The following is a 26,559-nucleotide window of genomic DNA, read 5'->3' on the forward strand; positions in this document are numbered from 1 at the left end:
AAATGACTAAAACCTTCCTTTCATATAATAATATTTTCAGCAGCCTAGGCCTTGATAGCGAAACGGTAATTGAAAATATGTTACAAGGGAAAACAGGGCTTAAAAAATACGAAGACACTTCACTTTTGCCCGTTCCATTTTGCGCTTCACGGGTTTCTTCCGAAACAGTAAACGAACAGTTCAACAAAATTGCAGGCGCTTCAAAGTTCACCAAGTTAGAGAAGATGCTGATTGCTTCGTTGAATGAGGTTGTTAAAGCTTCAAATATTTCTTTAAATGAAAAAGTTGGGCTTATTATCTCTACCACAAAAGGAAATATAGATGTGCTTGAAAAGAATAGCGGTTTCCCCGAAAGTCGCGCTTACTTAAGTGAATTAGGCAAAACAATTCAAAACTTTTTCGGTTTTAAAAATGAAGCCATTGTACTTTCAAACGCTTGTATTTCTGGTGTTTTAGCAATCTCTGTAGCAAAGCGGTTTATTTCGGAAGGAAAATACGATCACGTTTTTATTACTAGTGGCGATTTGGTTTCAAAATTTATTCTTTCTGGTTTTAACTCTTTCCAAGCACTATCTGATGAACCTTGCAAACCGTATGACAAAAACCGAGTAGGAATTAACCTGGGAGAAGTGGCGGCGAGCGTTTTGGTTACTTCAGAAGAAAATAAACTATCAACTGAAGCTATAGAAATTCTAGGTGATTCAACCTGTAATGATGCAAATCATATTTCGGGCCCATCCCGAACTGGGGAAGGTCTTTATAGAAGTATAAAAGCTGCTTTAAATGAAGCAAATTTAACTGCCTCACAAATCGATTATATTTCTGCCCATGGCACTGCCACCTTGTTTAATGATGAAATGGAAGCGATAGCCTTTAATCGATTGGGGATGGAAAAAGTTCCACTCAATAGTTTAAAAGGATATTTTGGGCATACTTTGGGCGCTTCAGGACTTTTGGAAACCATTGTGGGAATGCATTTTATGGAACGAAATGTTTTATTTTATTCAAAAGGATTTTCCGACCTTGGTGTCTCAAAAGAAATTAATGTTATTAAAGAAAATGAGTCGAAAAAACTTCATATTTTTTTAAAAACTGCTTCAGGTTTTGGAGGCTGTAACTCGGCGGTTATTTTTAAAAAACAAACAACTAACCTAAAATAAATGCAAAAAATAACCAAAAATATAAACGCCATTGAAGCTCTGGAGGAAGCGCATCGAATTGCTTTTGCGCCCTTTGTTTTTCAGGCTTCGGTAGCGCTCCGTAGACTCGGTATCCTCGATTATATTTTCGATAATCGCGATAATGGCGGGCCAACTGTCGCAGAAATTTCCAAAGCACTTTCAGTGAGTGAATACGGCGTTGGAGTTTTATTGGAAATTGCGCAGACCTCAAATATTGTGAGCAAAAGCGAAGCTGAAAAATATGAACTAACTAAGGTTGGCTATTTTCTAAATTACAATAAAACCGCAAGCGTAAACCTTAATTTTACACACGATGTATGTTATAAAGGGCTGTTTCATTTAAACGACTCCATTAAAAATGGAAAACCAGAAGGCCTAAAAGAACTAGGCCAATGGTCTACTATTTATGAAGGTCTTTCGCAATTAAAACCAGACGAACAAAAAGCTTGGTTCGACTTCGACCATCATTATTCCGATGATATTTTTGACGAAGCACTTGAACACATTTTTAAAAACAGACCGAAAACACTTTTTGATATTGGTGGCAACACAGGGAAGTTTTCTATAAAAGCCTGTAGTTTTAATGAAGATGTAAATGTGACCATAATCGATTTGCCTGGTCAACTTAAAATGGCATTGGAAAATGCAGATCAAAACGGTTTTAAAAATAGAATTAAAGCATATCCAATAAATTGGCTTTCCGAAAATCCAACAATTCCAGAGGGTGCAGATGTTATTTGGATGTGCCAATTTTTAGACTGTTTTTCTGAAGAAGAGATTTTGAAGGTTTTGACCACGTGTGCAGAATCTATGGACGAAAATGCCGAATTGATTATAGTCGAAACCTTTACCGATAGACAGGCCTTTAAGGCTTCTCAGTTTATTTTAGAGGCAACATCGCTATATTTTACAGTCTTAGCCAACGGAAACAGTAAAATGTACCCTGCCAGTGTTTTTCTTAAACTTATCGATAAAGCTGGTTTGGAATTGAACAAAGACGTCCAATTAGGCGATTATCACACCATGTTGGTTTGTAAAAAGAAATAACGATTACCCGCGTATCAGATTTATAAAGAATTTCAATTTTATAATCGATTTTGAATAAAGAGTTTAAAATAAGTAGCTATTCCCACATTAAAAACCAAACTGTTTCAGTCAATGGTAATGTGCTTTTTACGGATGATTCCGAAGACTTCACAACATTTATAAAAGCTGCTTATAAGTTTTTAGACACAGGTTATTCCAAGTTTTTTAAAATGGATAATCTTAGTAAATTGGCATTTTTAGCAGCCGACGTTTTGCTGAAACAAGAAGATTTAAATGAAGATGAAAACAATATAGCCCTTATATTTTCAAACAAAGCATCTAGTCTCGATACAGATCGAAAGCATCAAGCCACTATTAAAAACGATGCCGAATATTTCCCCAGTCCGGCCATTTTTGTCTACACCTTGCCAAATATTTGTTTGGGTGAGATAAGTATTAAACACAAACTTTATTCTGAGAATAGTTTTTTTATCTTTGACCGCTTCAATCCCGAGCATTTACAACTGTATGCCAACAGTTTATTGCGAAGTGAAAAATCCGAAAAAGTATTGTGCGGATGGGTCGATATAGAAGAAAATATTTACGAAGCTTTTCTTTATTTAGTTGAAAGCAATGGCGAGATTGAACATAACACGGAAGAAATAATTAGATTATATAAAATATTATGAGCGAATTAAAAGAAGAACTAAAGGCAAAAATAATAGAACAACTAAATCTTGAAGACGTTTCAGTAGCAGAAATTGCTGACGACGACCCACTTTTTGGCGATGGTCTTGGCCTAGATTCTATTGATGCATTGGAGCTTATCGTAATGCTCGACAAAGATTACGGTATTCGTTTAAGCGACCCAAAAGAAGGACGTAAAATTTTTGAATCTGTAGAAGTAATGGCGAGTTATATTGAAGAACATCGCACGAAGTAATTTTTATCGACCTGCAAGGTGTCATTTTCTTTTTGCGGAACATAAAAAGAAAATCTCCTTGTATGTCTTACTCCCAAATGTAATATGAACAAAGGCGTAGCCATAACCGGAATGGGTATTATTTCTGCCATTGGAAACAATGTGGCCGAAAACTATGATGCGCTCATAAACGAAAAGAAAGGAATTACTCGGGTAGATAATATTGAAACTATTCAGCGGGATGAAATAATGGTTGGTGAAATAAAGCACATTAATGCCGAATTAATCGCGCAACTAAATCTTCCGCCAGAAAACAACTATTCCCGTACTGCGATGCTAGGGGTTATTGCGGCAAAAGAAGCCATAAATAGCGCGCACATTACCAATATTAAAAAGTATAAAACAGGAATTGTTTCCGGGACTAGTGTTGGTGGAATGGATATGACCGAGAAATATTACTACGAATATCTTACCGAAAAAGAACCTCAAAAATATATAGAAAGTCACCACGCTGGCGATTCTACTCAAAAAATTGCCGAACAGTTGGGCATAGAAGAAAGTTTAGTAACTACCATAAGCACCGCTTGTTCTTCGGCAGCCAATGCAATCATGTTGGGTGCGCGACTAATTAAATCAGGAAAGCTCGATAGAGTAGTGGTGGGTGGAGCCGATTGCCTTTCAAAATTCACCATCAACGGGTTTAAAACCTTGATGATTTTAAGCGATACCTATAACACACCTTTTGACGAAAATAGAAAGGGATTAAACCTTGGTGAAGCTGCAGCATATCTTGTTCTAGAAAGTGATAAGGTAGTAAAAGCTGAAAACAAAAAAGTACTTGCCTACGTAAAAGGCTATGGAAATGCAAACGATGCTTTTCATCAAACAGCTTCCTCAGAGAATGGTGATGGTGCAACATTGGCAATGGAAAAAGCCTTGAAGGTTGCTAATTTAAAACCTTCTGATATAGATTACATAAACGTCCACGGAACAGCTACTGGCAATAACGACCTTTCAGAAGGAAGGGCAATACTTCGAATATTTGGTAATGAAATGCCAGAATTTAGTTCCACAAAGGCATACACAGGTCACACTTTGGCAGCTGCAGGAGCGATTGAGGCGGTCTATTCAATTTTAGCCTTACAGCACAATGTAATTTTCCCAAATCTGAATTTTAAAACACCGATGAAGGAATTTTCGATGATACCGCAAACAAAATTAAAGAAAAAGGAATTGAAAACTGTGCTTTCAAATTCACTTGGGTTTGGTGGAAATTGCTCAACCGTAATATTTTCAAAAGAAGCATAATGAAAAGGGTTTACATAAATAGTATGGCTTCAATTTCGTCACAGAAAACCTTTGAGAATACTGAATTCTTAGATACAATAATAGAATATAGTGAGCCTGTTATTTTTGCTCATGACCCAGACTATAAACAATATATTGCACCAGCCGCAGCGCGAAGAATGGCAAAAGGCATAAAAATGGGCGTAGTAGCTTCCAAAATAGCTATGGATGAAGCCAAAATCGAAACCGTAGACGCTATTATCACCGGAACGGGGATGGGCTGTATGATAGATTCTGAAAAGTTCGTAAGTGCGATTATTGATAATAACGAACAATATTTAACGCCTACTTCTTTTATTCAAAGTACACACAACACAGTTGCAGGGCAAATAGCTTTAGGGATGGAGTGCAAGGCTTACAACTTTACTTACGTACATTCCGCAATTTCGTTTGAATCGGCGCTGCTAGACGCTAAAATGCAGTTAGAAAATGATGAGGCCAAAAATATTTTAGTAGGAGGGGTCGAGGAATTGGGCGAACATACCACAAAAGTCCACAAGGCTATTAACCATATAAAACCAACTTCCGTTTCACTTTCAGAAATGTTAAAATCAAACACACAAGGAGCTGTTTTTAGTGAAGGTGCTAATTTCTTTGTGGTTTCAAATGAAAAACTTCAAAATTGTTATGCAGAACTAATCGCCGTTGAGACATTTAACACGCTTCAAAAAGAAAAAGTTTCTGAAACAATTGAAAGCTTTTTGCAGCAAAACAACGTACAATTAGCAGATATAGATTTAGTGGTTTTAGGAAATAATGGCGATGTGGATTTTGATGGTTTTTACAATCAACTTTCCGACGCTATTTTTAAAAACACCCAACAAGTTTATTACAAACATTTGGTTGGAGAAAACAATACAGTCTCCGCATTTGGAGTTTGGTTAGCCTCTAAAATGTTAAAAACACAAACAATTCCTGAAATTGTAAAAATTAACGATACTAATCTTTCAGAGATAAAAACCATTTTGTGTTATAACCAATATCGCGGTCAAAATCACAGCTTTGTACTTCTGAAAAAATGTTGAAATTCTACACCATAAACGCCTTGGCATTAGTGGTTTTTTGCGGATTACTACTTACAGGTTTTTTGGGAAATGTTCCAGTTTGGCTATATGTGGTCTTTATAATTATTTGGATTGTAATTACCGCTATCGGCTCTTTTCAAATTAGGTTAAATTATCACCTTCAGTCTTTTAACCACAATTATAAAACATCAGGAAATTACATATCAATAACTTTTGACGACGGTCCAAATCCAGAATTTACGCCTAAAGTTTTATCACTTCTCAACGATCACAACGCAAAAGCCACCTTCTTTTTAATTGGTAAAAAAGCCGAAAAACACCCAAACCTAGTACAACAGATTATTGCAGAAGGTCACACAATCGGGAATCACTCATATTCTCACACCAATAATTTTGGTTTTTTTTCTTCTCAAAAAGTTACTGATGAGTTGAAGCAAACCAATTCAATTTTAAAACAAATTACAGGAAAAGAAATCAAAATGTTTCGTCCGCCTTTTGGAGTAACCAACCCAAATATTAAAAAGGCATTGAAGAGTACAAGACATTTTTCAATCGGCTGGAGTAAACGTAGCCTAGACACGACAAACCTTTCTGGTGAAAAAATTTTAAAACGCATAACTTCTGAATTAAAAAGAGGTGATATTATTCTACTCCACGACAGCAGTGATAAATCCGTTGCTGTATTGGAACAGTTATTGTTAACTTTAACTCCGCACAAATTGCAGTCGGTTCCCGTAGATCGTTTGCTCGAAATTGAAGCTTATGCGTAATTACTTCTTATTGTTATTTCTTGTTTTCATTGGGAGCTCAATCCAAGCTCAGGATGCCGTAATGCATGCTTCCGAAACTGCTACTTTTAAAGAAAAAGTGATCACTTCAGCAAAAGCCACTCAAACCATTAAATCAGATTTTGTACAGTATAAACATTTAGATTTTTTGTCAGAAGATGTAAAAACATCAGGCAAAATGGTCGTTAAAGCACCAAATCTGGTAAAATGGGAATATACCAATCCGTACCAATACAGTGTGATTTTCAAGGAAGACAAATTGCTTATTAACGACGGAGGAACAAAAAGCAAGGTCGATATCGGTAACAGTGAACTCTTCAAAAAGCTAAATCAATTAATTGTAAATAGCGTGAAGGGGAATATGTTTAACGATGCCGATTTTACGGTTTCTTTTTACAAATCTTCAAAATATAACAAAGCGGTTTTTGTTCCGAAAGACCCGAAAATAGCGAAGTACATAGCATCTTTTGAACTGCTTTTTAACAAAGATGACGCACAAGTTTATGAGGTTAAAATGGTGGAGCCGTCGCAAGATTTTACAAGAATAATTTTTACCAATCGAATTTTAAACAGCACAATTAATGATTCGGTTTTTAATAATTAGTGCTCTCTCAATTGTTTTTCTAACTTCTTGCGCTTTAAAGACTACAGAAGGTCTAAGGCAGGTCGATTTCATTAAGGTTGAAGTTGAAAACCCTTATTTCTCAAACCCTGAAATTGACTATGTTTACAAGGCAAAAATTGAAGTTTACAATAAAAACTTTGGCGGAATTCTTATCATAAAAAAAACGGGAATTAAAACCCACAGAGTTGTTTTTACTACTGAATTTGGAAGTAAATTATTCGATTTTAAGTTCGAAGGAGATGATTTTACGAAGAACTTCGTGGTTGAAGATTTAGACAGAAAGTTTATTATCAATATCTTAAGAGATGATTTTAAGTTATTGATAAATGAAAAAGCGAATGTTTTAATGGCTTATGAGTCTGACAATCAGAGCGTATTTAAAACCAAGTCTGATAAAAGATATAATTTTTACTTTTTAGATAAAGAAACTGAAAAGCTGTCTAAAATTGTCAATACCTCAAAAACCAAAGAAAAGGTTGAAATTGCCTATACAGCAATCGAAGAAAATATTGCAGACATCATCAGCATTAAACACAACAATATCAAGTTAAGAATAGACTTGGAAAAATTCAAAAAATGATAATATGCTCATAGAAGGATTATATGAAGTTATCGCAAACGAAAACACCGAAAAAGGTATTTTGGCGAAAGTACATTTGCACAAGGATCACGAAATTTTTAAAGGCCACTTTCCTGGAAACCCAGTAATGCCAGGTGTTTGTATGATTCAAATGATTAAGGAACTCACTGAGGAAGCCACTGGAAAGGATTTGTTTTTAGCAGTTTCATCTAACATAAAATTTATGGCGATCATTAATCCTGAAAAAAATCCAGATTTGCAGCTAGCTATTGATATCACAGAAGAAAAGGGTGAAGTAAAAGTGAAGAACACAACATCTTTTGACGACACCGTTGCGCTGAAACTAAGTGCAACTTTTAAAGTAATTGATTAAATTAAACCCCAAAGGTCTCAGCCTGTCCGCCGAAGCTTTTTCAGCGTAGGAGGAAGACCTTTGGGGTTTTGACTTGCAACAAATATGAAGAAGAAATTATTAATTATCCTTGCACTTTTTGTTTCAGTCCTCGCTACTTCGCAGGATTTAAGTAAGATACGTTCGCAATATCCAGAAGCTGTAAAAAGCGATGAGGTTTCTTCTAAACTCGACAAAGAACTTTCAAACATAAATTCCTCAAGTACCCCAGTTTTGCTGGCTTACAAGGGATCAATTTTAACACTGAAAGCAAAATTTGCAAAAGATAGAAAGATTAAAAAAGAGTTTTTCAAGGAGGGGGTTTCATTACTCGAATCTGCTGTAAAAGCCAATCCTCAAAATATTGAAATCCGTTATATCCGCCTTTCGGTTCAAGAAAACGCGCCAAAAATTTTAAAGTATAATAAGGATATTGAAGCAGATAAAGGCTTTATTTTGAAGAATTATGAAACTACCTCTTCAAAAGAATTGAAAGGCATTATTAAAGAGTTTGCATTGAAGTCTGAAGCGTTTTCGGACCTTGAAAAATTAGAATTACTATGATTTCCACCTTAATTAAACAATTCTAATTCTTCAATTCTAATTTAATTCCGAAACCCTATATTTGCTTTGCGTACTCGATGCCGCTGCGGTGTAAATTTAACCACAGCGACGCAAATGAATGCTGAGTGTAAAGCCTCCACATGAACCAAAATCTACTTTCAGAAAACTTCGAAATCCTGAAGTGTTGTGTGATTATTCCTACTTACAATAATCACAAAACGTTGCGACAGGTTATTGAAGGTGTTTTGGTTTATACTAAAAATGTTATCGTTGTTAATGATGGCTCTTCGGATTCCACTTCAGAAATTTTATTGCAGTTTCCGCAAATACAGCAAATTCACATTTCAAAAAATAAAGGAAAGGGCAACGCACTCCGTCAGGGATTTAAACACGCTGAAAGTTTAGGCTATGATTACGCCATTACAATAGACAGCGATGGGCAGCACTTTCCAGAAGATATTCCAGTTTTTATTGAAGCGTTAGAAACCAGCGAAAATAAAAAACTCCTTCTTATTGGCGCGCGAAATATGGGACAAGAAGGAGTCCCGAAAAAAAGCAGCTTTGGAAATAAATTTTCAAACTTTTGGTTTTGGGTTGAAACAGGAACGCGTTTGCAGGATACCCAATCGGGCTTCAGGTTATATCCAATTGCAGCAATGAAAAATTTGCGCTTTTACACCAATAAATTTGAATTTGAAATTGAAGCCATCGTAAAAGCAGCTTGGAGCGAAATCGAAGTGAAAAATATTCCAATTAAAATTCATTACGAATTGGAAAACAGAGTGTCACATTTCCGGCCTTTTAAAGATTTCACCCGAATAAGTATCTTGAATACTTGGTTAGTTATTATCACATTTCTCTATATAAAACCCAGAAACCTTTTCAGAAAACTAAAAAAAAAAGGACTTAAAAGGTTTTTAAAGGAAGATCTGCTTCACAGCAACGATTCTGCTGAAAAAAAAGCATTTTCAATCGCTCTTGGAGTATTTATCGGCTTGTCTCCAATTTGGGGTTTTCATACGGTTTCTGTAATTTTTATGGCACTACTTTTCAGGTTGAATAAAGTCATTGCTTTCGCTTTTTCAAATGTTAGTTTGCCTCCATTTATACCTTTTATACTCTATTTCAGTTTAAAATTAGGAGGTTGGATTTTAGGCGAAAACTTCGTGCTTTCAATGAACGAAATAGATCCAAGTTTAGAGCTAGTGAAATATTTAAAATCTTATATTGTTGGCAGTTTGGCGCTTTCTGTTTCTGCAGCGATTATTTGCGGACTTTCGGGCTACTTAATCTTAACGTTGTTTGAACGTAAAAAGATTTTCAACAATGGGTAAATGGTTTTATAAAACACATCAATTTCTTCAGAAGAATAAAATCGGGACGGCACTTGTCTTTCTTTTGTTGCTCTCGGGATTGGTGTTTCTTGTTACCAAAACCCGTTTTGAAGAAGACATTTCAAAGTTAATTCCTATAAATGGCGAGTCGCAGAACCTTCAAAAAGTACTTAAAACAGTCAATTTTACCGATAAAATTATTGTTACGATTCGAAGGAATGATTCTGTTGATGTTACCGAACTTACGCAATATGCAACTGAGTTTATCGACAGTCTTGAGACTCATTCATCACAATACATCAAGAATATCCGCGGAAAAGTAGATGATGACGATTTACTTAGAACAATGGATTTTGTTTATGAAAATCTGCCGTTGTTTTTAGATAAAGCAGATTATAAAACTATCGCCAATAAGCTTGAAAAAGATAGTGTTTCCGCGTTAACCGAAGCGAATTACAAAACCCTTATTTCGCCTTCTGGAATTGTTTCAAAAGATGTTATTCTCAAAGATCCGCTCGGGCTTTCTTTTATCGCTTTAAAGAAACTGAGACAGCTCGGTGTTGCAGACGAATTTGTTTTGAAAGATGGCTTTCTAGTAAGTAAGGATGAAAATAACCTGCTACTTTTTATCACTCCAAAATTCGCGAGTAGTGAGACTTCTGAAAACAGCAAGTTTGCTGAAGATTTGTACTCGCTACAAAACACCTTAAATCAAAAATATTCGGGGCAAGTAAAGAGCGAATATTTTGGTGCAGCCTTAATTGCAGTCGCCAATGCACAACAGATAAAAAGTGATATTCAATTTACCGTAGGCATTGCGTTTACCGTGCTTATTTTAGTTTTCATGCTTTTCTACCGTAAGGTATATGTGCCTATAATCCTTTTTGTTCCTACACTTTTTGGAGGGCTATTAGCAGTTTCATTATTATATTTATTACGAGATAATATTTCGGCTATATCACTCGGAATTGGTTCTGTTTTATTGGGTGTAACCTTAGATTATTCGCTTCATATTTTAACGCACATCCGAAACAACGAAACGGTTGAAAGTCTATATAAAGATGTTGCAGAACCAATTTTAATGAGCAGCTTAACTACGGCCCTCGCATTTTTATGTCTTCTGTTTTTAGACTCTCAAGCCTTGCAGGACTTAGGTGTTTTTGCCGCTATAAGTGTTTTGGGAGCTTCGGTTTTTGCACTGCTGTTTATCCCTTTAGTGTATAAAAATCCGCTTTCACCAAAACAACAAATTAATGTTCTGGATAGAGTAGCAGATTATCCTTTTCATAAAAATAAATGGTTGCTTATCGGGCTGGGAGCTGCCTTAATCGTCAGTTTCTTCACTTTTAATAAAGTTGAATTCAACAAAGATATTTCAAAACTGAATTACGAGTCAGAGGAAATAAAAGCAGCGATGCAACATTTGGATGAATTGACCGATATTTCTTCAAAATCTGTCTATTTGGCAACGTATGGCAAATCTGTTGAAAGCACGCTTCAACTCAATGATTCCATTTACAAAACCTTAGAACTTCTTGAAGAAGAAGGAAAAATAAGCAGTTTTAGTTCTATTGGAGCTTTAGTGCAATCACAGCGCGACCAACGAGATAAAATTGCCGAGTGGCAACAATTCTGGAGCAAATCTCGAAAAGACAGCACCGAAAATAATTTGATTAGAAGTGGCGAGCAATTAGGCTTTAAACCGTCAACTTTTAATAGGTTTTATGCTTTTCTGAATACAGATTTCCAAACTTTGAAACCAGAAGATTATCAGCAGATTCCTTCTGTAATTTTAGAAGACTACATTAAAACTGAAGCCGATTTTACTACAATTACAACCCTTGTAAAACTCAATGACGAAAATGATTTAGGCATAAAAAACATCTTTAATGAAACTCCCAACACCCTAGTTATTGACCGACAGGAAATGAACGAAACCTTTTTGGGAAATCTCAAAAACGATTTCAATAGTCTCATTGGTTATTGTTTGTTAGCGGTTTTATTGATACTGTTTCTTTTCTTCAGAAGTCTTTCGCTCACTATCGTTACTGCAACGCCCATATTTTTAACCTGGTTTTTAACGCTAGGAATAATGGGACTTTTCAATATTCAATTTAATATATTCAATATAATTATTTCCACCTTCATCTTTGGCTTGGGTATCGATTACAGCATTTTTATGACCAAAGGATTGCTCAAAGAACTTCGCACTGGCGAAAAGGTAATGGTGACAAATAAAACATCGATAATGCTTTCGGTATTAACCACAATATTAGGTGTTGGCGTTTTGGTTTTTGCGAAACATCCCGCTTTATATTCAATTTCTATAGTTTCGATAATCGGAATATTTTCAGCAATGTTTACGGCTTTTACAGTGCAACCATTGCTTTTTAAATTATTTATCGGGAGTTCAAAAAAACGCCCCATAACCCCGAGAATGTTTGTACATTCTGTATTGTCATTCAGCTATTTTGGGCTTGGCGGAATCTGCCTGTCTATTTACAGCGTTACACTTATGCCAATTTTGCCGTTTAGTAAGAAAATGAAGATGGGATGGTTTCATATCGTAATTGCAAAATTCTTTAAATCGGTGCTTTATACCAATCCGTTTGTCAAGAAAAAAGTCATAAATAGGGCAGGGGAACACTTCTCGAAACCGGCGGTAATAATTGCAAATCATACTTCATTCCTTGATATTGTTGCCGTTGGTATGTTACATCCAAAAATTTGCTTTTTGGTGAACGACTGGGTGTATAATTCGCCAATTTTCGGGAAAGCGGTGCAAAAAGCAGATTTCTATCCTGTTTCTAGCGGAATTGAAAACAGCTTGGAACCGCTTCAAAAGAAAATTGAACAAGGGTATTCTTTAATGGCTTTTCCTGAAGGAACCCGGAGTCACACCAATAAAATAAAGCGTTTCCACAAAGGCGCGTTTTACTTGGCAAATCAATTCAATCTGGATATTCTTCCAGTGCTAATTCACGGGAATAGCGAAGTAAACCCAAAGGGCAGTTTCATCATTAAAGATGGAAGTATATCCGTTATAATTTTACCACGAATAAAAGCAGAAGACAAGTCATTTGGAACAAACCATACGCAACAAGCAAAGAAAATAGGCGCCTATTTTAGAGATGAGTTTTTGAATTTGCGAAATGAAATTGAAGACGAAACATACTTCCATCATATTGTTTTGGAAGAATACCGATATAAAGGCGATTCAATTTATAAAACCGTCAAAAGGGATTTAATAGAAAATGCCGAAGTGTACTTCCAAGTAATACGTCAACTAGAAAAACGAGGAAGTATCGCACATATTTCGGAAGATTTTGGGCAACTCGATTTCCTTTTAACCCTCGATAGTCCCGATAGGAAAATCTATAGTTTAATTGAAGAGAGTGAAAGTAGAACAATCCTTCAAAATAGTTATATAACGCATAAGTACGAAAAGCTCTTTTTTAAGGCTTCGGTTTCAGAAATATTAAATTCAGATATTGAGATGCTGATTCTTTCTTCAGAAAAACATCTTGCCGAAATAATGAACCAATTGTCAGATCTTTCTGTTCAAACTATTGTTTTGTTGAAACAGGCTTCACTTGCGGAGACTGAAAATATTATTACATTGGGCTTTCAAAGAATATATCAAAATTTGAATATTAGTATCTTTAAAAAATCGGGAAACAACGCAGAATGACAGAAAAATATGATGTAGTAATCGTTGGTAGTGGTCTTGGAGGACTAGTTTCGGCTATTATTCTTGCCAAAGAAGGCTATAGCGTATGTGTGCTCGAAAAGAACCAACAATTCGGCGGCAACCTACAAACTTTTGTGCGCGATAAAACCATTTTTGATACGGGAGTGCATTACATTGGTGGACTTTCGGAAGGCCAAAATCTATATCGATACTTTAAATATTTAGATATTCTGGATGACATCACCCTTAAAAAAATGGATGAGGATGGTTTTGACAGAATCACCTTCGATAATGATCCAAAAGAATACAAACACGCTCAGGGATACGAAAACTTTAAAAAGACAATTCTAAACGAATTTCCAGAAGAAGAAAAAGCGCTAGATGCATATATCCAAAAAATGCAAGACACGTGTGGCTTTTTCCCGCTATACGGCTTAAAACTTGGGAAACCTTATTATGAAAACACATCACTTTTTGAAGTTCGAGCAAAAGAATTTATAGATTCTATTACCGAAAACGAAAAGCTGCGAGCTGTTTTGGGAGGTAGTAATTTGCTCTATGCAGGAGAGGGTAACAGAACTCCTTTTTATATGCATGCGCTTTCGGTAAATTCGTATATAGAAAGCTCCTATCGCTGTGTGAATGGAGGGAGCCAGATTACGAAAGCCTTACTCGCAAGGTTCCGGGAACACGGCGGAAAAGCGTTTAAACGTCACGAAGTTGTTAAGTTTGAAACTGAAAACGGTTTGGTTGCTTCGGTGAAAACCGCCAATGGAAAAACCATACAGGGCAATATTTTTATATCAAACGTGGATCCTAAAATGACGTTGGATATGATTGGTAAAAACCATTTCAGAAAGTCGTATACAAGTCGTATCGAGAACATAGAAAGCACAATTGCAGCATTCAGTCTGTATCTTGTTTTAAAACCAAACAGCTTTAAATATTTAAATCATAATTATTACCATTTTAAAGATTACACTTCTATCTGGGACGTACATAATTACACCGAAGAAAGTTGGCCTGAAGCTTATATGGTTTCCATGGGAATAAAGAAAGGCGGTGATGAATATGGTGATAACATTACGGTTATGACCTATATGCGTTTTGAAGAAATGGAACCGTGGATAAACACTTTTAATACTGCAGCAAATAAAAATGAACGCGGACAAACCTATGAGGAATTTAAAGCCTATAAAGCTCAAATAATTATAAAAGAATTAGAGAAGAAGTTTCCAAATCTTCGCGAATCCATTGCAGCTGTATATTCGTCTACCCCTTTGTCTTATCGCGATTATATTGGATGTAACGAAGGTTCAATGTATGGTTATGTAAAGGATGCAAACAATCCTTTAAAATCTTTTGTATCGCCTCGAACCAAAATTAAAAACTTGTATTTCACAGGGCAAAGTTTAAATATGCACGGCATTTTGGGTGTTACCATCAGCGGCGTTGTAACGTGTTCCGAAATATTGGGCGGCGAATATTTATTGAATAAAATATTGGAAGCATCTAAACAAGAAAAAACCTCTTAACGTTTTTTAGAAATGGGACATATCAAAACAATACCGGTTGAAAGGGTCCGAAATATTTCAAAAAAAGACTTTATTGAAAAATATTATAAACCACAGAAACCTGTTTTAATCGAAGGGTTAACACAAAACTGGGAGGCTTTTCAAAAATGGAATTTAGATTATATCCAGCAACATGCGGGCAATCAAATTGTACCACTTTACAACAACAAACCTACCAAAGGGAAACAAAATTCTGCCGAACCAGCTACCGAAATGAAAATGGCAGATTATATTGAGCTTATTAAAACCAAGCCTACCGATTTGCGCATATTCTTTTACGACCTTAAAGTAAAACTGCCCGAACTTCTTCAAGATTTTGAATATCCAGATATTGGCTTGAAGTTTTTTAAACGACTGCCCGTCCTTTTCTTTGGTGGCGAAGGTTCTGAAGTGTTACCGCATTACGATATGGATCTTGCCGATTTGGTGCATTTTCATTTCCAAGGCACCAAAAGTGTAACTTTGTTCGCTCCAAATCAAACAAAGTACTTATATAAAATCCCCTTCGCTGTACACAACTTAGAAAGCATAGATTTAGACAATCCAGACTTTGGAAAACACCCTGCGCTTCAATATTTAGAAGGAATACAAGCCACAATGAAACACGGCGATGCACTCTATATGCCTAGTGGTTATTGGCACTATATAAAATATCTGGACGGTGGGTTTTCAATGACGCTTCGAGCCTTTCCAAGAAATTTTGGCCGGTTGGGGAATATGCTGTACAATGTGATTTTTTATGCGGCATTTTGAAAATTTAATGCGTAAATCCTTCGGACAAAAATGGATCGATTATAAAGAAAATCTCACTTACACGAGAACCAACAAGCGTATTTCAAAGATGAGAAAAAACTAGCATGAAGGATTTTTTAAAATATTTCGCATTTGTGGTTTTGTCAATTCTGCTGAGTTCTTGCGGAGTATCAAAATCTATAAAAAATCGGCCAGATGTTAGTGGCTACGATGCTTCAATTCCCGAAAAAGTAAAAATTAACGACTCTACTTTTGTAGCTGGGAATAATTTTTTTCTGAAGAACAAACAAGGTCAATGGGAGCTTTATGTTGAAGGTAATCCGTTGCAAATAGGCGAAATCACAGGAAGTCTTACCCAAGATGTAATGCAAAAGCAAGAGGCCATTTTTTTTAATAAAGTAGAAGAAATTGTGCCTTCAAAAATGCAGCAATATTTTCTAAGAAAGTTTTTGGCGTGGTACAACCGAAAAATGTACCAACACATTCCTGAAGAATATAAAGCTGAAATATATGGGCTGTCAAAATATTCAGCTTCAAATTTTAGTGAAATTGGCGAGCCGTATTTACGCTTACTCTATTTGCACGGCGCCCACGACATTGGTCACGCCTTGCAGGATTTAATGCTCGTTGGCTGCTCTTCTTTCGCAGTTTGGGGCGATAAAACGGAGGATAATGAGTTGCTCATTGCCAGAAACTTCGATTTTTATGCAGGTGATGATTTTGCCGAGGAAAAAATAATCGCATTCGTAAACCCTTCCGAAGGGCACAAGTTTATCTCGGTTACTTGGGGCGGAATGATAGGTGTGGTGTCAGGAATGAATGACCAAGGTTTAACGGTTACTATAAACGCTGGAAAATCTGAAATTCCGCTGGTTGCAAAAACTCCAATTTCAATTGTAACTCGCGAAATTCTCCAATACGCTTCAACTATTGATGAGGCTATAACCATTGCGAAAAAACGTGAAGTATTTGTTTCCGAAGCTATTTTTATAGGAAGCGCAAAGGAGAAAAAAGCAGCGATAATTGAGGTCGCACCTGATAATTTTGGCGTGTACAATGTTGAAAATACCGATGCGCTTATTTGTAGCAATCATTTTCAAAGTGAAGCCTATAAAAATGATACTCGAAATCTAAAATGGATTGCGGAAAGCCATTCGATGTACCGTTTTGAAAGAATGGAAGAATTGATTGCAGAAGAAGAAAAACTGAATGTTCCTGATGCTGTTGCCATCCTTCGGAATAAAAAAGGATTGGATAACAAGGAAATAGGTTTTGGAAATGAAAAAGCACTAAATCAACTTTTAGCACATCACGGCATTGTTTTTAAACCCGAAAGCGGAAAAGTTTGGGTTTCTTCAAATCCGTATCAGTTAGGCGAGTTTGTGGAGTATGACTTAAATGAAGTTTTTAAAAATAGAGATGGTAATCCGGCTATTGCTTCAGTTTCAAACACCCAAGGAAATATCCCTGAAGACGCTTTTATTCATTCAAAAAAATACACAGATTACGAAGAATATCGAATTTTGGAACGTAAGGTTGAAAAAGCGATTTCAGAAAACGAATCTATTTCTCCTGAAACGATTTCAGCTTTGCAACAAAAAAACCCAGAGTATTGGAAGGCTTATTATTTAACAGGAAAGTATTACTTTGGAAAAAATTATGATGCTGCGGCAAAACTAGCTTTTGAAAAAGCTTTAACCAAAGAAATCACAACCGTTCCCGATAAAAAAAATATTGAGAAATACCTTCGGAAGCTGAAGTAATAGAATTAAATAATTATCGAAATTAACCTGCAAGGTGTTGCCGAGGCACGAGGTCTCCTTGTAGGTCTTGATGAAAAGCGAAATATGATTCCAAAAATAGAAAAAGCATCCAGAGAAGAAATTAAGGTCTTTCAAGAAGAAAAATTGAAAGAAACGCTTCAATATTTGAAAGAAAACTCTCCGTTTTACCAGCGCTTTTTCCAAGAAAACAATATTGATATTTCAACGATTTCTAGGATGGACGATCTTCATAAAATTCCTGTAACCACGAAAGATCATCTGCAACAATTCAATGACGATTTTTTCTGTGTTCCACGAAGCGAAATAATTGATTACGTTACCACTTCTGGTACATTGGGTGATCCTGTGACGTTTGCACTATCAGACAAAGACCTAGATCGCTTGGCATACAACGAGGCTATTTCTTTTGAATGTGCAGGTGTTAAAAAGGAAGATGTTTTGCAATTAATGACCACCATAGATCGCAGGTTTATGGCTGGCTTGGCATATTTTTTAGGAGCCCGCAAATTGGGCGCAGGAATCATTCGCGTTGGATCTGGAATTCCAGAACTACAATGGGATTCCATTCTCAAGTTTAAACCTACATATTTAATTACTGTACCTTCATTTCTTTTAAAGTTAATAGAATCGGCACAGCAACGCGGTATCGACCCAAATAAATCTAGCCTTAAAGCTGCAATTTGCATCGGCGAACCCATTCGGGAGCAAGATTTTTCGTTGAATGTTTTGGCGAAAAAAATTAAAAAAGATTGGAACATTGAACTGTTTTCAACCTATGCTTCTACAGAAATGAGTACCGCTTTTAATGAGTGTGAATATCACCTTGGCGGTCATCATCACCCAGAGTTGATTATTGCTGAAATTTTGAATGAAAGCAATAAACCTGTTGCCGATGGTGAAGTTGGGGAGCTTACAATTACCACTTTGGGAGTTGAGGCAATGCCACTGCTTCGATTTAAAACCGGTGATATGGTTCAAGCGTACAATGATCCTTGTAATTGTGGTAGAAATACAATGCGCCTAGGCCCCGTGGTTGGTCGAAAAAAGCAAATGATAAAATACAAGGGGACAACGCTTTATCCGCCGGCGATGTACAATATTCTGAATGATTTTTCAGGAGTGGAAAACTATGTTATTGAAATATTTCATAACGAATTGGGAACCGATGAAATATTGATAAAAATTGCTTCAGGAAATTGGTCGGAAGAATTTTTACTCGATATAAAAGATCATTTTAGAGCAAAATTACGCGTGGCACCAAAAATAGAATTTGCTACTTCCGAAGAAATTCAAACACTTCGTTTTCCACCATTGAGTAGAAAGCCTGTTGATTTAATAGATCGACGTTCGTAGTTCGTGTTGTAAAATTGTAAAAAAACGGGACTCATTGTTCAACATAAAAAACTAATCTGATGAAAAAATATTTCATTCTTTTCGTATTCGCACTTCTCTTGTCGCAATTGAGCTTCTCTCAAGATTTCAACAATAATAAACTGGATAGTTATTTTGATGCACTTGAAGCGAACGACAAGTTTATGGGCAGCGTTGCCGTATCACAAAATGGTAAAATTCTTTACACAAGAGCAGTAGGTTTTGCAGCTGTTGAAAATGAAATAAATGCAGATGTAAACACAAAATACCGAATAGGATCTATCTCCAAAACCTTTACTGCCGTAATGATTTTAAAAGCTATAGAAGCTGGTAAATTAGAACTTACACAGACTATCGATACCTTTTTCCCGGCAATAGCCAATGCTAGTAAAATAAACATAGCACAGTTGCTTTACCATAGAAGTGGGATTCATAGCTTTACAAATAATGAAGATTATTTAACTTGGAATACTTAGGCGAAATCTGAACAAGAAATGATGGATATCATCATAAAAGGTGGCAGCGATTTTGAACCTGGAAGTAAATCAGAGTATAGTAATTCTAATTATGTGCTTCTTTCCTATATCCTAGAAAAGACCTTTAAAAAACCGTTTGCTGAAATTTTTAAAAAATATATTACCCAACCATTGGGGTTAAAAAACACATATTTGGGTCGTAAAATTGATGTAAGCAATAATGAAAGTCAATCGTACAGATGGATGGGAAACTGGAGGCAAGAGCCCGAAACTGATACTTCAATACCGCTGGGTGCTGGTGGAATAGTTTCAACACCGAGTGATCTTGTAAAATTTAGTGACGCTTTGTTTGGAGGAAAAGTTATTAAGGAAGAAAGCCTAAAGCATATGGAAACTTTAAAGGAAGATTATGGAATGGGGCTTTTTCAATTTCCATTTGGAACGAAACTTGGGTTTGGACACACTGGCGGTATAGACGGATTTACTTCAGTTTTAATTCATTTTAAAGATGAGAACATTTCGTATACTTTAACTTCAAATGGAACAAATTTTAGTAACAATGATATTTCAATTGCTGTATTAAGTGCTGTTTTCAATGAACCTTACAAATTGCCAGAATTCACTTCATTTGCACTTACTTCTGAAGATTTAGATAAGTATTTGGGCGTGTATTCATCTTCTCAAATTCCATTAAAAATTACGATTACGAAGGAAAATACTACTTTAATTGGGCAAGCTACAGGACAACCTTCTTTTCCGTTGGAGGCAACTGAAACAGACATATTTAAATTTGATGCCGCTGGTGTAGTTTTAGAGTTTAATCCTTCAGAAGAAATCATGGTGCTGAAACAAGGTGGAGGTGAATTTACCTTTAAAAAGGATTAGCTTTTAGAGGCTATAATGCTGTTTTTTCGCTTTATAACCTAGATAATATTTCGCTAAAACAAACCAAATAATATTCCTATTTTTGCGCTCGCAATAAGTAGCTGAATTAGAACAATTACCAATTGTTGAAGCAATTCGGCTTCTTAAATTATAATTAAACAGACATTCCATCAAATATTTTGTTGAGCGGAGTAGCATGTAAAACTAATATGGGCCTAAAAAAAGCATCCGCAATTATTATTCTTATTTTATTGATAGACCAAATTTCAAAAGTCTACATCAAAACCCATTTTATGTTGGGTGAAGAAATTCGGGTTTTTGATTGGTTCCGTATTCTTTTCGTCGAAAATGAAGGAATGGCTTGGGGTGCTAAAATTCCGGGAACACACGGAAAACTTATTCTCACCCTTTTCAGGATTGTGGCCATTGGCGGAATAGGTTATTGGCTTTGGGATTCAATTAGAAACCAAGCTCCTCGAATTTTAGTTATCTCTATTGCCTTTATTTTCGCAGGTGCAATGGGAAATATTATCGATTCAGTTTTCTACGGAATTATTTTTGACGACAGCTATAGGCAAGTAGCTACATTGTTTCCAGAAGCTGGTGGATACGGTACTTTATTCCACGGAAAGGTAGTAGATATGCTGTATTTTCCATTGTATGGCGGTAAGTTACCAGAATGGATTCCATTTTGGGGCGGAGAGTATTTTACCTTTTTCGATCCTGTTTTTAATGTTGCAGATTCCGCAATTAGCGTGGGAGTAGGACTCTTATTACTCTTTAATAAGAAGGCATTTCCAAAAAAAGAACAGTCTGAATAATTGAATAAACTTCAATCCTGTTACTTACATCGAATTAACCTGTAGGCGCAAGAAGATTGAATGGATAAAATGGCAAATTCCGAAGTATCCAATATAGAATAGCCAATCCGAAATAACCGAAAATAAAAACTTTACTGTAAAAAAGGAGCAGTCTATAACTAGTGCCAAATATCCAATTGGCGGCGGTAATTCCTACGCCATAAACCATAATTGGAATTGTTAAAACCATCAATGGGTTAAACCGAAAAGCTCCAATAATATCGCCGTGTAATAACAAATGAATCGCTCTTTGTGATCCACAACCTGGGCAATAAAACCCAGTGAAATAGTACATAGGACAGGGTATAAAGAAGCTTGTTGAGGGATTTATAAAATAATAAACAAGAATAAACCCCCCAAGCAGTAATGCAATGAGGGCTATTTTCCAAAGCTTAGTTCTATCCTGCCACAGCTCCACCTAAACTAAATATTACTGTTATAGCAGTGATTACTCCAATTATAACTGATGCTATAGCGCCCCAAATAGCCCATTTCTTCGCGTCATTAGCGGCCTCTTGAGCTCCAGCGTAATCTCCACGAGCCCATAATTCGTTTACTTTGGTTGATTTAATGATAGCTACAATACCTAAAGGCATGCAACATAAAACGGTACAAAGGATAGCCCAAACTAAGTTGTTGTCTGGGGGCGTTCCAATGTTTTGGTTGGTTGAGGTTTGCATTTGTTCTAATTAATTGGTTGATAATGATTTAACTTTATAAAAATAATTGGTTATGTCTAAAATCAAATGTTTTTTCGGGTGTAATGCAGTAATGTAATGGAATATCAGTGGGTTCGTGTGGGATTTCAACTTCAGGTTCAAAGAATGAAACGCCGATAAACACAGCATTTGAGTTGCATTTTTGTAAAAAACGGTCGTAAAAACCCTTTCCGTACCCAATTCTATTTCCGCTATGATCAAAAACTAACAAGGGAACAAAAACTACATCTACGGTCTCTGGTGAGATTTCAATTCCTGAAACAGGCTCGGGAATTCCGTATTTTGAAACTTTTAAAGCAGTGTTTTCCTGCAATAAAAAATGCTTCATTTCATTACTTAAAAAATCAACTTTTGAAACAACGATACTTTTATCTTTTCCTTGTAAAATATGCATTAAATAGGTTGTGTCTACCTCTTTTTTATTCGTAATTGAAAGAAAAAGATGGTAATAAGTTTTATCCCAAATTCCAAGTTTTAAAGCTTGATTTGCAATTTTAAGACTCAGTTCTTCTATAGAATCATCGGCTAGATTTTCTCGTAATGCTTTGTATTTTTTTCTTAACGTGGATTTGTCAATCATAATAAAAATTAATAGCTCAAGGAAGATTTTAAGATCTTATAAAAAAGATAATCTGTTCGTTTGTCTTTCCTTATTGCGGTAAGGGAAACTAATCCTCCGTCTCTTCATTTTCAGTTCCCAACGTATTTAATGTAGAAATATGAAAAATAGCATCTCCTTGATTTACAATGGGCGATTGGTTTACATTTATTATATATCCTTCATGGGGCGATGAAACCTTAAATCGCATTTTTCCATACGGGTCGGTTATTGTAGCCAAAAGTTCACCTTTTTCTACGAGTTTATTGCATTCTACTTTTACGTGAAGTAAACCGCTTTTTTGAGCGCGAATCCATTTGCTTTTTTCTATTACAACTGTTTTTTCAGTTGGTTTTGGGGCGATAAATCTTTTTCCCAACATGTCTAAATGATCCAAGAATCGCAGAACCCCATCAACCCCTTCTTTTACAATATGTTTGTTGCTTTCTCGGCTTTTTCCGCCTTCAAAAAGTAGAATTGGAATATCCATTTTCTGACACGTAATTCGGTATGATTTTTCTATGGTGTTTGAATAAACCGTAAATGGCGCATTAAAAACTTTTGCCAACTCTAACAATCTTTCGTTTCCACGCTTAATACGTATTTGAGGCGCGTTAAACCTACTAGCGCCACCTGTATGAAAATCGAGACAGTAATCGGCGTGTGGCAGAATTTTCTTTGTAAAATGGTAAGCTACCCGACTGGCAAGTGAGCCCGATTTTGTTCCTGGAAATACGCGATTTAAGTCACGGCCATCAGGAAAAGAGCGGTCTCCGTTTAAAAATCCAAAAACATTGAGAATTGGAATACAAATGATAGTGCCACGCTTGGGTTTGTTAAACTTTCGAGCAATTAGTTGCCTAACTATTTCCACTCCGTTTATTTCATCGCCGTGAATTGCTGCAGTAATTAAAACTGTAGGTCCAGGAATTTTTGAACGTTCAATAATTATCGGAATTTCGACCTTGGTAGCAGTATAGAGCTTAGCAATACTGAAATCTAACCTTCTGCTTTCACCAAGGGCAATTCGTTCGTTTAAGATTACAATGTCACGTTCTTCTTTCTTTGCCATAATTATACGTTCCGCTCAATATATTTTATGATAGAGTTTGCTATATCCTTACCTGTCGCTAATTCGATTCCTTCCAATCCTGGAGAAGAGTTTACTTCTAGAATGAGTGGTCCTCGAGCAGATTGCAGCATATCTACACCCGCGATTCCTAGTCCCATAGCACGTGCTGCTTTTAAAGCTGCGGTTTCTTCTTCATCGGTTAGTTTTATTACGGTAGCAGATCCACCACGGTGTAAATTGGAGCGAAACTCACCATCTTTGGCTTGTCTTTTCATTGCTCCAACTACTTGTCCATCAACAATAAAAGCACGAATGTCTGCTCCACCAGCTTCTTTAATAAATTCTTGAACAATTACCCTGGCTTGAAGGTTGTTAAATGCTTCGATAACAGATTCAGCCGCTTTTCTGGTTTCTACCAAGATTACTCCAATTCCTTGGGTTCCTTCAAGTAGCTTGATTATTACAGGCGCTCCACCTGCTTGATCTACAATTTCCTTCACGTTTTTAGAGTAGTTCGTGAACACCGTTTTTGGCAATCCCAATCCCGCACGCGAAAGAATTTGTAAACTTCGTAGTTTATCGCGAGATCGAACTAAGGCTTGCGATTCGGTTGTAGTAAAAACGTGCATCATTTCAAACTGGCGTACCACTGCTGTTCCGTAAAAGGTAACCGAAGCGCCAATACGGGGTATTATGGCGTCTGTATGGCTTAATTTATGCCCCTTATACATTATAACCGGATTTTTCTTCTCGATTACAATGTCGCATTTTGCGTGATTTACAACTTCTACATCGTGTTTTCGGGCTTTTGCAGCTTCAACAAGGCGTTTTGTGGAATATAGATTTGCGTTTGCAGATAATATCTTAATGTTCATTTTTGGTTCTTTAGTTTGAAGGAAAGATTTGTTTTGGTAATATCCACGATATACTTTTTACTCAAAAAATTGCGACCTAATAGAACTGGAAACCGCATTTCCTCCCTGTCGCTTAAGGTTAAATATATATCTTGAGTTTTTCCGAAAAGAATAATCTTGGTCTTTATCCGATATCGGGGTTCGGATTGACCGTTGCTGCTTTTTACAACTTTTACATCGTATTCGTCAAAAATAATTTCCTTTTCGTGATAGCTTGGGTGCTCTTCGTCAAGAAAATTACACTTTAAATAACCGTCTTCCACTTTTACATTCTTACAATGAATAGAAGAGGTATAAGCTCCAGTATCGATTTTAACTTCGATATCAAACAGATTTAGTTGTGGAAAATCCGCTTTGTCTATTCTTCCTATGCTTATTTTCAATATAAATTTTTTTGGTTATTGCAATATAAATAATATAAGTTTCAAAAGACAAATCACGAATAATTAATCGCATCAAATTAAAATAAACAGTAACGATGAAAGTGAAACAAAAAAATCAGGTTATTATCGATTTTAAGTATTGACTACCGACTATTCCTCTCAATATATCCAATTACACTTTTTGAAATGTTTTTACCTGAAGTGTTTTCGATGCCTTCAAGACCAGGAGTGCTATTGATTTCAAGTACTAATGGCCCGTTTTTAGATTGCAGAATGTCCACCCCACAAAATCCGAGACCAATTGCTTTAGCTGCACTTATAGCTATTTTCTCCTCGGCAATCGATAAGGTTATTTTTTCAGAAGTGCCACCGCGATGTAGATTGCTTCTAAATTCACCAACCTTCGATTTGCGCTTCATTGCAGCTACAACTACGCCGTCTACAACAATGGCTCGTACATCGTTTCCTTTAGATTCTTCAATATATTCCTGAAGCAGAAACTTTGCACCTGTTGCGGTTAATGTTTCAACGGTAGCCAAAGCATTTTGTGGGCTTTCGGTTAAAATAACTCCTTCGCCGTGCGTTCCTTCTAATAGTTTAATAACAATTGGCTTTCCATTGAATGTTGCCAATTGTTGTTCGTAATCAAAGAAGGATGTATAAAGTGTTTTAGGCGTTGGAATTTGGTTTTTAGCCATTATTTGAAAAGAAGTCCATTTATTGCGACTGTTTAAAATTCCAGCAGAAGAAGCTACAGTGAAAACTCCCATAGCTTCAAAATGGCTCACCACATTTGCGCCAAAATTAGTTGTTGAAGCCCCTATTCTGGGTATTATTGCGTGAAGGTCTTTCACTCTCTCGCCTTGAGCTTGAAGAAAGGCTCTTCCGTTTTCAATCCCAAGATTGCAATATGAGGGGTCTAAAACCTCAATAGTATGGTTTCGTGCTTCACCAGCATTGAAAAGACTTTTTGTGGAATAAAGAGCTTCCCCACGAGAGAGAATGGCAATGTTCATAGCGGGTTATTATAGTTGCAATTAAGTGTGAAAAGATATGGTTTATAGTCGTTTTCGACAATTAAACAGTTGTTAATCAGTGCTATTTGAATAAAGCTTTTAACTCTGTGGCATCACTTGGTTTCATTTTTCCTGCTAACACCAAACTCAACTGTTTTCTGCGAAGTGCGGCTTCGAAACGTTCTTTTTCAATAGCTGTTTCTGGAATTAACTCAGGGATTTTTACAGGCCTCCCTGTCTCGTCTACCGCTACAAAAGTGTAAATTGCTTCGTTAGAAATGCTTCGTTCGCCACTTTCACGGTCCTCAATATAAACGTCCATAAATATTTCCATGGAAGTAGAAAATGCTCTGGAAACCTTTGCTTCAACGGTAACGACACTTCCTAAAGGAATCATTTTGCTGAAAGCAACGTGGTTTACCGAAGCAGTAACTACAATACGTCTGCTGTGCCTTCTGGCTGCAATACTTGCTGCGCGATCCATTCGTGCTAATAATTCACCACCGAACATATTTCCAATGGGATTGGTTTCACTTGGCAAAACCAAGTCGGTTATTATAGTGGCAGATTCACTTGGAGTTTTGGCTGTCATTTTCAATGTTTTTTTCGCAAAGATACCGAACTATAAAAAGATGCAGGGAGAAAAAAGTTATAGAATAAAAGAGGTTTATTCGTTTTTT

Annotated in this window: 26 protein-coding genes and 1 pseudogene; 19 read left to right on the top strand and 8 right to left on the bottom strand. The window is 36.2% G+C overall.

Annotated features, from left to right (window positions below; genetic code table 11):
- Nucleotides 1-2 precede the first annotated feature (2 nt).
- The 19 genes and pseudogenes from BLW28_RS09870 to BLW28_RS09960 all read left to right on the top strand — a co-directional run bounded on the left by BLW28_RS09870 (nt 3) and on the right by BLW28_RS09960 (nt 21,138).
- On the top strand, nt 3-1,160 hold the full coding sequence (locus tag BLW28_RS09870; RefSeq protein WP_073220030.1) for a beta-ketoacyl synthase N-terminal-like domain-containing protein: 1,158 nt from the start codon (nt 3-5) through the stop codon (nt 1,158-1,160).
- Nucleotides 1,161-2,228 (top strand): class I SAM-dependent methyltransferase, encoded by a 1,068-nt coding sequence (locus BLW28_RS09875; RefSeq protein WP_073219935.1) that lies wholly within the window; start codon nt 1,161-1,163, stop codon nt 2,226-2,228.
- Nucleotides 2,229-2,278: 50 nt separating this feature from the next.
- Nucleotides 2,279-2,896: a 3-oxoacyl-ACP synthase gene (locus BLW28_RS09880; protein WP_073219938.1), complete on the top strand. Its 618-nt coding sequence runs from the start codon at nt 2,279-2,281 to the stop codon at nt 2,894-2,896.
- A complete protein-coding gene (locus BLW28_RS09885; RefSeq protein ID WP_073219941.1) occupies nt 2,893-3,150 on the top strand; it encodes a phosphopantetheine-binding protein in 258 nt (85 codons plus the stop codon). The genes BLW28_RS09880 and BLW28_RS09885 overlap by 4 nt, the downstream gene beginning before the upstream one ends.
- A gap of 84 nt (nt 3,151-3,234) precedes the next feature.
- A complete protein-coding gene (locus BLW28_RS09890) occupies nt 3,235-4,437 on the top strand; it encodes a beta-ketoacyl-[acyl-carrier-protein] synthase family protein (RefSeq protein WP_073219944.1) in 1,203 nt (400 codons plus the stop codon).
- A complete protein-coding gene (locus BLW28_RS09895; RefSeq protein WP_073219947.1) occupies nt 4,437-5,501 on the top strand; it encodes a beta-ketoacyl synthase N-terminal-like domain-containing protein in 1,065 nt (354 codons plus the stop codon). Before BLW28_RS09890 ends, BLW28_RS09895 begins: the two co-directional genes overlap by 1 nt.
- Nucleotides 5,495-6,271, top strand: a complete 777-nt coding sequence (locus BLW28_RS09900; protein ID WP_073219950.1) for a polysaccharide deacetylase family protein — start codon at nt 5,495-5,497, stop codon at nt 6,269-6,271. The genes BLW28_RS09895 and BLW28_RS09900 overlap by 7 nt, the downstream gene beginning before the upstream one ends.
- Nucleotides 6,264-6,893, top strand: coding sequence for a flexirubin biosynthesis/transport protein LolA2 (locus tag BLW28_RS09905; RefSeq protein WP_073219953.1), 630 nt, complete (start codon nt 6,264-6,266; stop codon nt 6,891-6,893). Before BLW28_RS09900 ends, BLW28_RS09905 begins: the two co-directional genes overlap by 8 nt.
- On the top strand, nt 6,871-7,494 hold the full coding sequence (locus BLW28_RS09910) for a flexirubin biosynthesis protein LolB2 (protein ID WP_073219955.1): 624 nt from the start codon (nt 6,871-6,873) through the stop codon (nt 7,492-7,494). The genes BLW28_RS09905 and BLW28_RS09910 overlap by 23 nt, the downstream gene beginning before the upstream one ends.
- A 4-nt stretch (nt 7,495-7,498) precedes the next feature.
- Nucleotides 7,499-7,867, top strand: a complete 369-nt coding sequence (locus BLW28_RS09915; protein ID WP_073219958.1) for an ApeI family dehydratase — start codon at nt 7,499-7,501, stop codon at nt 7,865-7,867.
- Between the two features lie 84 nt (nt 7,868-7,951).
- Nucleotides 7,952-8,449 carry a hypothetical protein gene (locus tag BLW28_RS09920; RefSeq protein WP_073219961.1) on the top strand — a complete coding sequence of 166 codons (498 nt, stop codon included), beginning with the start codon at nt 7,952-7,954 and terminating at the stop codon, nt 8,447-8,449.
- 140 nt (nt 8,450-8,589) lie between these two features.
- Complete coding sequence (locus BLW28_RS09925; protein WP_073219964.1) at nt 8,590-9,783, top strand: DUF2062 domain-containing protein; 1,194 nt, start codon at nt 8,590-8,592, stop codon at nt 9,781-9,783.
- Entirely contained in the window at nt 9,776-13,474 is a 3,699-nt protein-coding gene (locus BLW28_RS09930) for an MMPL family transporter (protein WP_073219966.1), read from the top strand. The genes BLW28_RS09925 and BLW28_RS09930 overlap by 8 nt, the downstream gene beginning before the upstream one ends.
- On the top strand, nt 13,471-15,009 hold the full coding sequence (locus BLW28_RS09935) for a phytoene desaturase family protein (protein WP_073219970.1): 1,539 nt from the start codon (nt 13,471-13,473) through the stop codon (nt 15,007-15,009). Before BLW28_RS09930 ends, BLW28_RS09935 begins: the two co-directional genes overlap by 4 nt.
- Before the next feature lie 12 nt (nt 15,010-15,021).
- The gene (locus tag BLW28_RS09940) at nt 15,022-15,801 is read left to right on the top strand and encodes a cupin-like domain-containing protein (RefSeq protein ID WP_317042282.1); all 780 of its coding nucleotides are present in this window, start codon (nt 15,022-15,024) and stop codon (nt 15,799-15,801) included.
- Between the two features lie 104 nt (nt 15,802-15,905).
- Nucleotides 15,906-17,564: a C45 family autoproteolytic acyltransferase/hydrolase gene (locus BLW28_RS09945; RefSeq protein WP_073219972.1), complete on the top strand. Its 1,659-nt coding sequence runs from the start codon at nt 15,906-15,908 to the stop codon at nt 17,562-17,564.
- Nucleotides 17,565-17,648: 84 nt separating this feature from the next.
- Nucleotides 17,649-18,938, top strand: coding sequence for a flexirubin biosynthesis putative acyl-CoA ligase FlxY (locus BLW28_RS09950; RefSeq protein WP_073219975.1), 1,290 nt, complete (start codon nt 17,649-17,651; stop codon nt 18,936-18,938).
- A 182-nt stretch (nt 18,939-19,120) separates the two neighbouring features.
- Nucleotides 19,121-20,317: pseudogene (locus BLW28_RS09955) on the top strand (serine hydrolase domain-containing protein).
- Between the two features lie 209 nt (nt 20,318-20,526).
- Nucleotides 20,527-21,138, top strand: a complete 612-nt coding sequence (locus BLW28_RS09960; protein WP_073219977.1) for a lipoprotein signal peptidase — start codon at nt 20,527-20,529, stop codon at nt 21,136-21,138.
- Nucleotides 21,139-21,172: 34 nt separating this feature from the next.
- On the opposite strand, the gene BLW28_RS09965 is transcribed toward BLW28_RS09960, so the two are convergent.
- From BLW28_RS09965 to BLW28_RS10000, 8 genes are all read right to left on the bottom strand, one after another.
- Complete coding sequence (locus BLW28_RS09965) at nt 21,173-21,472, bottom strand: DUF2752 domain-containing protein (protein ID WP_083540762.1); 300 nt, start codon at nt 21,470-21,472, stop codon at nt 21,173-21,175.
- A 103-nt stretch (nt 21,473-21,575) separates the two neighbouring features.
- A complete protein-coding gene (locus BLW28_RS09970; RefSeq protein ID WP_073219980.1) occupies nt 21,576-21,857 on the bottom strand; it encodes a CD225/dispanin family protein in 282 nt (93 codons plus the stop codon).
- Between the two features lie 34 nt (nt 21,858-21,891).
- Complete coding sequence (locus BLW28_RS09975; RefSeq protein ID WP_073220038.1) at nt 21,892-22,473, bottom strand: 5-formyltetrahydrofolate cyclo-ligase; 582 nt, start codon at nt 22,471-22,473, stop codon at nt 21,892-21,894.
- Between the two features lie 91 nt (nt 22,474-22,564).
- Complete coding sequence (locus tag BLW28_RS09980; protein ID WP_073219983.1) at nt 22,565-23,566, bottom strand: succinylglutamate desuccinylase/aspartoacylase family protein; 1,002 nt, start codon at nt 23,564-23,566, stop codon at nt 22,565-22,567.
- Nucleotides 23,567-23,568: 2 nt separating this feature from the next.
- Nucleotides 23,569-24,441 carry a 30S ribosomal protein S6--L-glutamate ligase gene (gene rimK, locus BLW28_RS09985; protein ID WP_073219986.1) on the bottom strand — a complete coding sequence of 291 codons (873 nt, stop codon included), beginning with the start codon at nt 24,439-24,441 and terminating at the stop codon, nt 23,569-23,571.
- On the bottom strand, nt 24,438-24,863 hold the full coding sequence (locus BLW28_RS09990) for an ATP-dependent zinc protease family protein (protein ID WP_083540765.1): 426 nt from the start codon (nt 24,861-24,863) through the stop codon (nt 24,438-24,440). Before BLW28_RS09990 ends, rimK begins: the two co-directional genes overlap by 4 nt.
- A 143-nt stretch (nt 24,864-25,006) precedes the next feature.
- Nucleotides 25,007-25,879 (bottom strand): ATP-grasp domain-containing protein, encoded by an 873-nt coding sequence (locus tag BLW28_RS09995; RefSeq protein WP_073219992.1) that lies wholly within the window; start codon nt 25,877-25,879, stop codon nt 25,007-25,009.
- A gap of 82 nt (nt 25,880-25,961) precedes the next feature.
- Nucleotides 25,962-26,471: an acyl-CoA thioesterase gene (locus tag BLW28_RS10000; protein WP_073219995.1), complete on the bottom strand. Its 510-nt coding sequence runs from the start codon at nt 26,469-26,471 to the stop codon at nt 25,962-25,964.
- Nucleotides 26,472-26,559: the final 88 nt, after the last annotated feature.

Origin of the sequence: Aequorivita viscosa (assembly GCF_900106795.1) — a bacterium.
Classification (GTDB): domain Bacteria; phylum Bacteroidota; class Bacteroidia; order Flavobacteriales; family Flavobacteriaceae; genus Aequorivita; species Aequorivita viscosa.

Bases quoted from the DNA above. Each gene is read 5' to 3' on its own strand.
- BLW28_RS09870 (WP_073220030.1), top strand. From the start codon at position 3: ATGACTAAAACCTTCCTTTCATATAATAATATTTTCAGCAGCCTAGGC.
- BLW28_RS09875 (WP_073219935.1), top strand. From the start codon at position 1,161: ATGCAAAAAATAACCAAAAATATAAACGCCATTGAAGCTCTGGAGGAA.
- BLW28_RS09885 (WP_073219941.1), top strand. From the start codon at position 2,893: ATGAGCGAATTAAAAGAAGAACTAAAGGCAAAAATAATAGAACAACTA.
- BLW28_RS09890 (WP_073219944.1), top strand. From the start codon at position 3,235: ATGAACAAAGGCGTAGCCATAACCGGAATGGGTATTATTTCTGCCATT.
- BLW28_RS09895 (WP_073219947.1), top strand. From the start codon at position 4,437: ATGAAAAGGGTTTACATAAATAGTATGGCTTCAATTTCGTCACAGAAA.
- BLW28_RS09900 (WP_073219950.1), top strand. From the start codon at position 5,495: ATGTTGAAATTCTACACCATAAACGCCTTGGCATTAGTGGTTTTTTGC.
- BLW28_RS09905 (WP_073219953.1), top strand. From the start codon at position 6,264: ATGCGTAATTACTTCTTATTGTTATTTCTTGTTTTCATTGGGAGCTCA.
- BLW28_RS09910 (WP_073219955.1), top strand. From the start codon at position 6,871: ATGATTCGGTTTTTAATAATTAGTGCTCTCTCAATTGTTTTTCTAACT.
- BLW28_RS09915 (WP_073219958.1), top strand. From the start codon at position 7,499: ATGCTCATAGAAGGATTATATGAAGTTATCGCAAACGAAAACACCGAA.
- BLW28_RS09920 (WP_073219961.1), top strand. From the start codon at position 7,952: ATGAAGAAGAAATTATTAATTATCCTTGCACTTTTTGTTTCAGTCCTC.
- BLW28_RS09925 (WP_073219964.1), top strand. From the start codon at position 8,590: ATGAACCAAAATCTACTTTCAGAAAACTTCGAAATCCTGAAGTGTTGT.
- BLW28_RS09930 (WP_073219966.1), top strand. From the start codon at position 9,776: ATGGGTAAATGGTTTTATAAAACACATCAATTTCTTCAGAAGAATAAA.
- BLW28_RS09935 (WP_073219970.1), top strand. From the start codon at position 13,471: ATGACAGAAAAATATGATGTAGTAATCGTTGGTAGTGGTCTTGGAGGA.
- BLW28_RS09940 (WP_317042282.1), top strand. From the start codon at position 15,022: ATGGGACATATCAAAACAATACCGGTTGAAAGGGTCCGAAATATTTCA.
- BLW28_RS09945 (WP_073219972.1), top strand. From the start codon at position 15,906: ATGAAGGATTTTTTAAAATATTTCGCATTTGTGGTTTTGTCAATTCTG.
- BLW28_RS09950 (WP_073219975.1), top strand. From the start codon at position 17,649: ATGATTCCAAAAATAGAAAAAGCATCCAGAGAAGAAATTAAGGTCTTT.
- BLW28_RS09960 (WP_073219977.1), top strand. From the start codon at position 20,527: ATGGGCCTAAAAAAAGCATCCGCAATTATTATTCTTATTTTATTGATA.
- BLW28_RS09965 (WP_083540762.1), bottom strand. From the start codon at position 21,472: ATGTACTATTTCACTGGGTTTTATTGCCCAGGTTGTGGATCACAAAGA.
- BLW28_RS09970 (WP_073219980.1), bottom strand. From the start codon at position 21,857: ATGCAAACCTCAACCAACCAAAACATTGGAACGCCCCCAGACAACAAC.
- BLW28_RS09980 (WP_073219983.1), bottom strand. From the start codon at position 23,566: ATGGCAAAGAAAGAAGAACGTGACATTGTAATCTTAAACGAACGAATT.
- rimK (WP_073219986.1), bottom strand. From the start codon at position 24,441: ATGAACATTAAGATATTATCTGCAAACGCAAATCTATATTCCACAAAA.
- BLW28_RS09995 (WP_073219992.1), bottom strand. From the start codon at position 25,879: ATGAACATTGCCATTCTCTCTCGTGGGGAAGCTCTTTATTCCACAAAA.
- BLW28_RS10000 (WP_073219995.1), bottom strand. From the start codon at position 26,471: ATGACAGCCAAAACTCCAAGTGAATCTGCCACTATAATAACCGACTTG.